The 8,237-nt window shown below is 56.8% G+C and carries 10 protein-coding genes and 4 pseudogenes; 6 read left to right on the top strand and 8 right to left on the bottom strand.

Annotated features, from left to right (window positions below):
• Positions 1 to 74: aminoglycoside phosphotransferase family protein (locus R8269_RS22970; RefSeq protein ID WP_225478340.1), on the bottom strand; the 74-nt coding region annotated here is incomplete at its 3' end.
• Between the two features lie 57 nt (positions 75 to 131).
• Positions 132 to 428 (bottom strand): annotated as a pseudogene (locus tag R8269_RS22965) (MerR family DNA-binding protein); the annotation flags it as partial.
• Here R8269_RS22965 and R8269_RS22960 point away from each other — a divergent pair.
• Positions 423 to 557: pseudogene (locus tag R8269_RS22960) on the top strand (relaxase); the annotation flags it as partial. The pseudogenes R8269_RS22965 and R8269_RS22960 overlap by 6 nt on opposite strands.
• 31 nt (positions 558 to 588) lie before the next feature.
• Here the strand turns inward: R8269_RS22960 and tetR(A) are convergent.
• Positions 589 to 1,239, bottom strand: a complete 651-nt coding sequence (gene tetR(A) / locus R8269_RS22955) for a tetracycline resistance transcriptional repressor TetR(A) (protein ID WP_000164043.1) — start codon at positions 1,237 to 1,239, stop codon at positions 589 to 591.
• Between the two features lie 105 nt (positions 1,240 to 1,344).
• On the opposite strand from tetR(A), the gene tet(A) (R8269_RS22950) reads away from it, so the two are divergent.
• The gene (gene tet(A), locus R8269_RS22950) at positions 1,345 to 2,535 is read left to right on the top strand and encodes a tetracycline efflux MFS transporter Tet(A) (RefSeq protein WP_033991588.1); all 1,191 of its coding nucleotides are present in this window, start codon (positions 1,345 to 1,347) and stop codon (positions 2,533 to 2,535) included.
• A 91-nt stretch (positions 2,536 to 2,626) separates the two neighbouring features.
• On the opposite strand, the pseudogene R8269_RS26720 reads toward tet(A) (R8269_RS22950), so the two are convergent.
• Positions 2,627 to 2,716, bottom strand: a pseudogene (locus R8269_RS26720) (type VI secretion protein); the annotation flags it as partial.
• Positions 2,717 to 2,781: 65 nt separating this feature from the next.
• Between R8269_RS26720 and R8269_RS22940 the strand changes: the two are divergent.
• Positions 2,782 to 2,973 (top strand): hypothetical protein, encoded by a 192-nt coding sequence (locus tag R8269_RS22940; RefSeq protein WP_009873362.1) that lies wholly within the window; start codon positions 2,782 to 2,784, stop codon positions 2,971 to 2,973.
• An 11-nt stretch (positions 2,974 to 2,984) separates the two neighbouring features.
• Positions 2,985 to 3,290 (top strand): tyrosine-type recombinase/integrase, encoded by a 306-nt coding sequence (locus R8269_RS22935; RefSeq protein ID WP_009873361.1) that lies wholly within the window; start codon positions 2,985 to 2,987, stop codon positions 3,288 to 3,290.
• Positions 3,291 to 4,296: 1,006 nt separating this feature from the next.
• Here R8269_RS22935 and R8269_RS22930 read toward each other — a convergent pair.
• The gene (locus tag R8269_RS22930) at positions 4,297 to 4,476 is read right to left on the bottom strand and encodes a hypothetical protein (protein WP_140071649.1); all 180 of its coding nucleotides are present in this window, start codon (positions 4,474 to 4,476) and stop codon (positions 4,297 to 4,299) included.
• Positions 4,477 to 4,716: 240 nt separating this feature from the next.
• Positions 4,717 to 4,860, bottom strand: a complete 144-nt coding sequence (locus R8269_RS22925; RefSeq protein ID WP_225468280.1) for a hypothetical protein — start codon at positions 4,858 to 4,860, stop codon at positions 4,717 to 4,719.
• Positions 4,861 to 5,277: 417 nt separating this feature from the next.
• Between R8269_RS22925 and R8269_RS22920 the strand changes: the two genes are divergently transcribed.
• The gene (locus R8269_RS22920; RefSeq protein ID WP_318073678.1) at positions 5,278 to 5,430 is read left to right on the top strand and encodes a hypothetical protein; all 153 of its coding nucleotides are present in this window, start codon (positions 5,278 to 5,280) and stop codon (positions 5,428 to 5,430) included.
• Between the two features lie 180 nt (positions 5,431 to 5,610).
• On the opposite strand, the gene tetR is transcribed toward R8269_RS22920, so the two are convergent.
• A complete protein-coding gene (gene tetR, locus R8269_RS22915; protein WP_276409642.1) occupies positions 5,611 to 6,243 on the bottom strand; it encodes a tetracycline resistance transcriptional repressor TetR in 633 nt (210 codons plus the stop codon).
• A gap of 105 nt (positions 6,244 to 6,348) precedes the next feature.
• On the opposite strand from tetR, the gene tet(A) (R8269_RS22910) reads away from it, so the two are divergent.
• Entirely contained in the window at positions 6,349 to 7,548 is a 1,200-nt protein-coding gene (gene tet(A), locus R8269_RS22910) for a tetracycline efflux MFS transporter Tet(A) (RefSeq protein WP_001973670.1), read from the top strand.
• 31 nt (positions 7,549 to 7,579) lie between these two features.
• Here tet(A) (R8269_RS22910) and R8269_RS22905 read toward each other — a convergent pair.
• Positions 7,580 to 8,095 (bottom strand): annotated as a pseudogene (locus tag R8269_RS22905) (DMT family transporter); the annotation flags it as partial.
• Positions 8,096 to 8,237 lie beyond the last annotated feature (142 nt).

The raw sequence follows: 8,237 nt of genomic DNA, 5'->3' as shown, positions 1-8,237 counted from the left end.
ACGAGGCTGGAAAAGGTGTCCGCAATGAGAACAGGTTGCGAAACGTGCCAATGAGCAGGAAAAACAGGCGGCATGAAGGGGTCGTCTCAGAAAACGGAAAATAAAGCACGCTAAGGCGTAACTACCCTCGGCTACACCGCGTCGGCACCACGCGGCTCTTTCTCCCCTTGCAGCGAAGCAATCAGCGGGCAAGAAACGTTCCCTTGCCGCGCATGGCAGGCGAACACAAGTTCGGATAGCACGGTTTCCATGCGCGCCAGGTCGGTCATTTTTTCGCGCACGTCCTGAAGCTTGTGCTCGGCCAGGCTGCTGGCTTCCTCGCAGTGGGTGCCGTCATCCAGCCTCAGCAGCTCTGCGATCTCGTCGAGGCTGAATCCGAGCCGCTGGGCTGATTTCACGAAGCGCACCCGCGTCACATCCGCCTCGCCAGAGAGGCCGAGCGCGGCCGTGAGGCTTGGACGCTAGGGCAGGGCATGAAAAAGCCCGTAGCGGGCTGCTACGGGCGTCTGACGCGGTGGAAAGGGGGAGGGGATGTTGTCTACATGGCTCTGCTGTAGTGAGTGGGTTGCGCTCCGGCAGCGGTCCTGATCAATCGTCACCCTTTCTCGGTCCTTCAACGTTCCTGACAACGAGCCTCCTTTTCGCCAATCCATCGACAATCACCGCGAGTCCCTGCTCGAACGCTGCGTCCGGACCGGCTTCGTCGAAGGCGTCTATCGCGGCCCGCAACAGCGGCGAGAGCGGAGCCTGTTCAACGGTGCCGCCGCGCTCGCCGGCATCGCTGTCGCCGGCCTGCTCCTCAAGCACGGCCCCAACAGTGAAGTAGCTGATTGTCATCAGCGCATTGACGGCGTCCCCGGCCGAAAAACCCGCCTCGCAGAGGAAGCGAAGCTGCGCGTCGGCCGTTTCCATCTGCGGTGCGCCCGGTCGCGTGCCGGCATGGATGCGCGCGCCATCGCGGTAGGCGAGCAGCGCCTGCCTGAAGCTGCGGGCATTCCCGATCAGAAATGAGCGCCAGTCGTCGTCGGCTCTCGGCACCGAATGCGTATGATTCTCCGCCAGCATGGCTTCGGCCAGTGCGTCGAGCAGCGCCCGCTTGTTCCTGAAGTGCCAGTAAAGCGCCGGCTGCTGAACCCCCAACCGTTCCGCCAGTTTGCGTGTCGTCAGACCGTCTACGCCGACCTCGTTCAACAGGTCCAGGGCGGCACGGATCACTGTATTCGGCTGCAACTTTGTCATGCTTGACACTTTATCACTGATAAACATAATATGTCCACCAACTTATCAGTGATAAAGAATCCGCGCGTTCAATCGGACCAGCGGAGGCTGGTCCGGAGGCCAGACGTGAAACCCAACAGACCCCTGATCGTAATTCTGAGCACTGTCGCGCTCGACGCTGTCGGCATCGGCCTGATTATGCCGGTGCTGCCGGGCCTCCTGCGCGATCTGGTTCACTCGAACGACGTCACCGCCCACTATGGCATTCTGCTGGCGCTGTATGCGTTGGTGCAATTTGCCTGCGCACCTGTGCTGGGCGCGCTGTCGGATCGTTTCGGGCGGCGGCCAATCTTGCTCGTCTCGCTGGCCGGCGCCACTGTCGACTACGCCATCATGGCGACAGCGCCTTTCCTTTGGGTTCTCTATATCGGGCGGATCGTGGCCGGCATCACCGGGGCGACTGGGGCGGTAGCCGGCGCTTATATTGCCGATATCACTGATGGCGATGAGCGCGCGCGGCACTTCGGCTTCATGAGCGCCTGTTTCGGGTTCGGGATGGTCGCGGGACCTGTGCTCGGTGGGCTGATGGGCGGTTTCTCCCCCCACGCTCCGTTCTTCGCCGCGGCAGCCTTGAACGGCCTCAATTTCCTGACGGGCTGTTTCCTTTTGCCGGAGTCGCACAAAGGCGAACGCCGGCCGTTACGCCGGGAGGCTCTCAACCCGCTCGCTTCGTTCCGGTGGGCCCGGGGCATGACCGTCGTCGCCGCCCTGATGGCGGTCTTCTTCATCATGCAACTTGTCGGACAGGTGCCGGCCGCGCTTTGGGTCATTTTCGGCGAGGATCGCTTTCACTGGGACGCGACCACGATCGGCATTTCGCTTGCCGCATTTGGCATTCTGCATTCACTCGCCCAGGCAATGATCACCGGCCCTGTAGCCGCCCGGCTCGGCGAAAGGCGGGCACTCATGCTCGGAATGATTGCCGACGGCACAGGCTACATCCTGCTTGCCTTCGCGACACGGGGATGGATGGCGTTCCCGATCATGGTCCTGCTTGCTTCGGGTGGCATCGGAATGCCGGCGCTGCAAACAATGTTGTCCAGGCAGGTGGATGAGGAACGTCAGGGGCAGCTGCAAGGCTCACTGGCGGCGCTCACCAGCCTGACCTCGATCGTCGGACCCCTCCTCTTCACGGCGATCTATGCGGCTTCTATAACAACGTGGAACGGGTGGGCATGGATTGCAGGCGCTGCCCTCTACTTGCTCTGCCTGCCGGCGCTGCGTCGCGGTGCATGGAGCCGGGCCACCTCGACCTGAATGGAAGCCGGCGGCACCTCGCTAACGGATTCACCACTCCAAGAATTGGAGCCAATCAATTCTTGCGGAGAACTGTGAATGCGCAAACCAACCCTTGGCAGAACATATCCATCGCGTCCGCCATCTCCAGCAGCCGCACGCGGCGCATCTCGGGCAGCGTTGGGTCCTGGCCACGGGTGCGCATGATCGTGCTCCTGTCGTTGAGGACCCGGCTAGGCTGGCGGGGTTGCCTTACTGGTTAGCAGAATGAATCACCGATACGCGAGCGAACGTGAAGCGACTGCTGCTGCAAAACGTCTGCGACCTGAGCAACAACATGAATGGTCTTCGGTTTCCGTGTTTCGTAAAGTCTGGAAACGCGGAAGTCCCCTACGTGCTGCTGAAGTTGCCCGCAACAGAGAGTGGAACCAACCGGTGATACCACGATACTATGACTGAGAGTCAACGCCATGAGCGGCCTCATTTCTTATTCTGAGTTACAACAGTCCGCACCGCTGCCGGTAGCTATTGACTATCCGGCTGCACTAGCCCTGCGTCAGATGGCTCTGATCCAAGGCAAACTGCCAAAATATCTGCTGGCACCGGAAGTCAGCGCCCTGCACCATTATGTTCCGGATCTGCATCGCAGGATGCTGCTGGCTACCCTGTGGAACACCTACATCTGTATTAACGAAGCGCTGGCATTGACCCTGAGTGATTTTTCTCTGGTGCCGCCCTATCCCTTTGTGCAGCTTGCCACGCTCAAAGGGGTTTGAGGTCCAACCGTACGAAAACGTACGGTAAGAGGAAAATTATCGTCTGAAAAATCGATTAGTAGACAAGAAAGTCCGTTAAGTGCCAATTTTCGATTAAAAAGACACCGTTTTGATGGCGTTTTCCAATGTACATTATGTTTCGATATATCAGACAGTTACTTCACTAACGTACGTTTTCGTTCTATTGGCCTTCAGACCCCATATCTAATCGATAGGTGAACCATCCTGCACAATTCTGATGATTTTCATGAATCCTGTCGTTTTTAACATAATGGGTATTAAGTGTAGTGTGTTTGTCTATCAATAAGAGATTTATCTAATTTAATTGACATCCTCCTCGCCGTAAACGACGAGGATTCCTACTGCGGTTAGGCGCGAACGCCGGACTCGCTTCGGTGGGTTCCTGCTGCTGGCGGCATTGTTGCACCACTCACTTCACAGGCTAATCGGGCGTGTCCCGCCCTTCGCTTCGCTACCCGCTAGACACTTCCACCCAAATAGAACTGTCGTTCTTTCGTGTGTCAGCGTCTTAGTTTATCCGCAATTTTACCGTCAATTTAATCTCCTATTTTTAGTGTTTTCATCCACAAATAGATCATCAACTTTATCGTCAATTGAGTTTGAGGGTAGATTTGACTGTAGAATTGATGTAAATCCGTTCGAATTTCATCTTATTTCTAGCTTCAGAGCATTGATTCAATGTGGCTGAACGCCCCATTAAATCAAGACTTCGCCAGTTTCACTGGCTGCGCATTTCACTTCGCTGGACGCTACGTTTCATTTGCATGGGCGCGTCTGCGGCTACGCCTTGACCCACCGCCTTGCTAGGGCTTTTTTCCACACACCTGGCGGATGTGTTCCAGGTCGCCTCCGTTGGACTCGCTGAACGCTCGCTATCAACGCGGTGGGTCAAGGCACATTCGCTCGCTCATTTTGCCTAGACGCGCGGGGCAAGCCCCCCACTGCGCTATCGGGTCGTGGGCTCCCCTGAACGTCTTGGGACGTTCTACGCTTGCGGCTCCCCCCTGTTGGGGTTCATCGGTAAGAGTTTGGCTTCAGTGGTTGAGTGGGGATATTCAGAAAAGTGGCCAGCCGCTTCGAGCATGCGTACTTCGTTTTTGATTTCCTCGATGTCTTTTTGGTATCGAGATTGGAAAGGTAGAACGTTGTGGTTTGTCTCTGTCATCGTGAAGGTACCCAAAGTTAGGAAAATGGCGTGTAAGGAGGATTTTTGGTTTCAAACCAGTTCGTGAGTTTTTGCCCTGTAAATCGCCTCTAAAGTGTCACAAACTTTCAAATCGATTTAGGGGTATTCTGCCTATCTAAAGTGTTAAAAAACGCTCCTAGCGCTTCTGAGGGCGTCAGATGGGCGTTTTTAGTGGCTAAGTTGGCTATTTAACATATGACCAATAATGCGCCCCAGAATTTAGACAATAGAAATCAATATAGCGATCTTCGCTTGTTGGAGTGGGATCGTTGTAATAACATAAACCCCAGATGTGAAAAAACCACCCTGCAAGGTGGTTTTTTCGGAAATACTTACGATTTCGCGGTCGGTAAGTCCTTTCATGATAGCTCATATCGTAAAAGCACTTCAAGTATTCCTGCACTCTGTTTGGATCAAGATGTTTTGGACAGAACGACGCGCATCAGCCACCGACCAAGGGAAGTCCGAAAGGTGGCAGGTAAAGGCACTAATCAGAACTAAGCGAAAAGCTCGATAATACCGCCCCTTGTAGCTGCTAGAGGGGACAAGCGGAAAAGGAATAACTGATTAGTGTTGTGTGACTCGGACGGGGGGCGAAAGCCTTTACACACAGCGCAGGGCAGCCCGAAAGGGTAAGAGAAAAAACTCCACGGAAAGCGACCATAGACGATATCCAAATCACTCAAAATCGAGTCGAAATGGGTAGGGGTCGGCGCAGCCGAAAGGGCAGTTCGCCTGCTTGCGGCTGCATTGCTCTTTCATCTTCTTGAGGTGTCTGTTATGAATTCTGCTGTTGAAATTATCCAATCTCGGATCAAGGTTCTCGAGCGTCAACGTGACAATGAAACGTTACCCCAGAACATCATGGCCATTAATTATGCGCTCACTGAGTTAGAAAGAGTGTTAGCTCATATTCAACATATGGAGCCTTAGACTTTTTATTTCATGGTTCGCGTGTGGGTAACTTTCGCTTGCGAATAGTTATCCATGCGTGAAGCCGACAAGCGAAGCGCGTCAGTGTTTTTTAAAGTGCTCCCGCGCTTCGCTTGGGTACTCGAACCGCACAACAACAGGGTGTCGTTGTGCGGTTCCGAGCTTAATTTTTTTGTTTTGCTATGCTTGGTTTTTTGTCCAAATCAATTCAAGACCGCCGATGATGAGAGCCAGGCCTCGCTCGAATGCCGCGTCCGGACCGCCTTCGTAGACGATTTTCATCGCGCTCTGTAGGCGCGCCGGCATCGTAGACGCTGAGGTGGTCAACTGATCTTCGCCCCGCTCCTCGGCGTCTGCCTCGCTAGCTTGCTGCTCAAGAACAGCGCCGACGGTGAAGTAGCTGATTGCCATCAACGCATAGGTCGCGTCACCTGCCGAAAAGCCAGCATCGCAAAGGAAGCGAAGCTGCGCGTCGGCTTTTTCCATCTGCGGCGCGGCTGGCCGCGTCCCGGCATGAATACGCGCGCCATCGCGATAAGCGAGCAACGCCCGTCGAAAACTGCATGCATTGCCCTTCAGGAATGAGCGCCAGTCGTCGTCGGCTCTCGGCACCGAATGCGTATGATTCTCCGCCAGCATGGCTTCGGCCAGTGCGTCGAGCAGCGCCCGCTTGTTCCTGAAGTGCCAGTAAAGCGCCGGCTGCTGAACCCCCAACCGTTCCGCCAGTTTGCGTGTCGTCAGACCGTCTACGCCGACCTCGTTCAACAGGTCCAGGGCGGCACGGATCACTGTATTCGGCTGCAACTTTGTCATGCTTGACACTTTATCACTGATAAACATAATATGTCCACCAACTTATCAGTGATAAAGAATCCGCGCGTTCAATCGGACCAGCGGAGGCTGGTCCGGAGGCCAGACGTGAAACCCAACAGACCCCTGATCGTAATTCTGAGCACTGTCGCGCTCGACGCTGTCGGCATCGGCCTGATTATGCCGGTGCTGCCGGGCCTCCTGCGCGATCTGGTTCACTCGAACGACGTCACCGCCCACTATGGCATTCTGCTGGCGCTGTATGCGTTGGTGCAATTTGCCTGCGCACCTGTGCTGGGCGCGCTGTCGGATCGTTTCGGGCGGCGGCCAATCTTGCTCGTCTCGCTGGCCGGCGCCACTGTCGACTACGCCATCATGGCGACAGCGCCTTTCCTTTGGGTTCTCTATATCGGGCGGATCGTGGCCGGCATCACCGGGGCGACTGGGGCGGTAGCCGGCGCTTATATTGCCGATATCACTGATGGCGATGAGCGCGCGCGGCACTTCGGCTTCATGAGCGCCTGTTTCGGGTTCGGGATGGTCGCGGGACCTGTGCTCGGTGGGCTGATGGGCGGTTTCTCCCCCCACGCTCCGTTCTTCGCCGCGGCAGCCTTGAACGGCCTCAATTTCCTGACGGGCTGTTTCCTTTTGCCGGAGTCGCACAAAGGCGAACGCCGGCCGTTACGCCGGGAGGCTCTCAACCCGCTCGCTTCGTTCCGGTGGGCCCGGGGCATGACCGTCGTCGCCGCCCTGATGGCGGTCTTCTTCATCATGCAACTTGTCGGACAGGTGCCGGCCGCGCTTTGGGTCATTTTCGGCGAGGATCGCTTTCACTGGGACGCGACCACGATCGGCATTTCGCTTGCCGCATTTGGCATTCTGCATTCACTCGCCCAGGCAATGATCACCGGCCCTGTAGCCGCCCGGCTCGGCGAAAGGCGGGCACTCATGCTCGGAATGATTGCCGACGGCACAGGCTACATCCTGCTTGCCTTCGCGACACGGGGATGGATGGCGTTCCCGATCATGGTCCTGCTTGCTTCGGGTGGCATCGGAATGCCGGCGCTGCAAACAATGTTGTCCAGGCAGGTGGATGAGGAACGTCAGGGGCAGCTGCAAGGCTCACTGGCGGCGCTCACCAGCCTGACCTCGATCGTCGGACCCCTCCTCTTCACGGCGATCTATGCGGCTTCTATAACAACGTGGAACGGGTGGGCATGGATTGCAGGCGCTGCCCTCTACTTGCTCTGCCTGCCGGCGCTGCGTCGCGGGCTTTGGAGCGGCGCAGGGCAACGAGCCGATCGCTGATCGTGGAAACGATAGGCCTATGCCATGCGGGTCAAGGCGACTTCCGGCAAGCTATACGCGCCCTAGGAGTGCGGTTGGAACGTTGGCCCAGCCAGATACTCCCGATCACGAGCAGGACGCCGATGATTTGAAGCGCACTCAGCGTCTGATCCAAGAACAACCATCCTAGCAACACGGCGGTCCCCGGGCTGAGAAAGCCCAGTAAGGAAACAACTGTAGGTTCGAGTCGCGAGATCCCCCGGAACCAAAGGAAGTAGGTTAAACCCGCTCCGATCAGGCCGAGCCACGCCAGGCCGAGAACATTGGTTCCTGTAGGCATCGGGATTGGCGGATCAAACACTAAAGCTACTGGAACGAGCAGAAGTCCTCCGGCCGCCAGTTGCCAGGCGGTAAAGGTGAGCAGAGGCACGGGAGGTTGCCACTTGCGGGTCAGCACGGTTCCGAACGCCATGGAAACCGCCCCCGCCAGGCCCGCTGCGACGCCGACAGGATCTAGCGCTGCGTTTGGTGTCAACACCAACAGCGCCACGCCCGCAGTTCCGCAAATAGGGGTCGTTTGCGGGAGAGGGCGAAATCCTACGCTAAGGCTTTGGCCAACGATATTCTCCGGTAAGATTGATGTGTTCCCAGGGGATAGGAGAAGTCGCTTGATATCTAGTATGACGTCTGTCGCACCTGCTTGATCGCGG

It is taken from the genome of Vibrio sp. Vb0667 (assembly GCF_033391095.1).
This window is presented reverse-complemented; position numbering and strand designations above follow the sequence as displayed.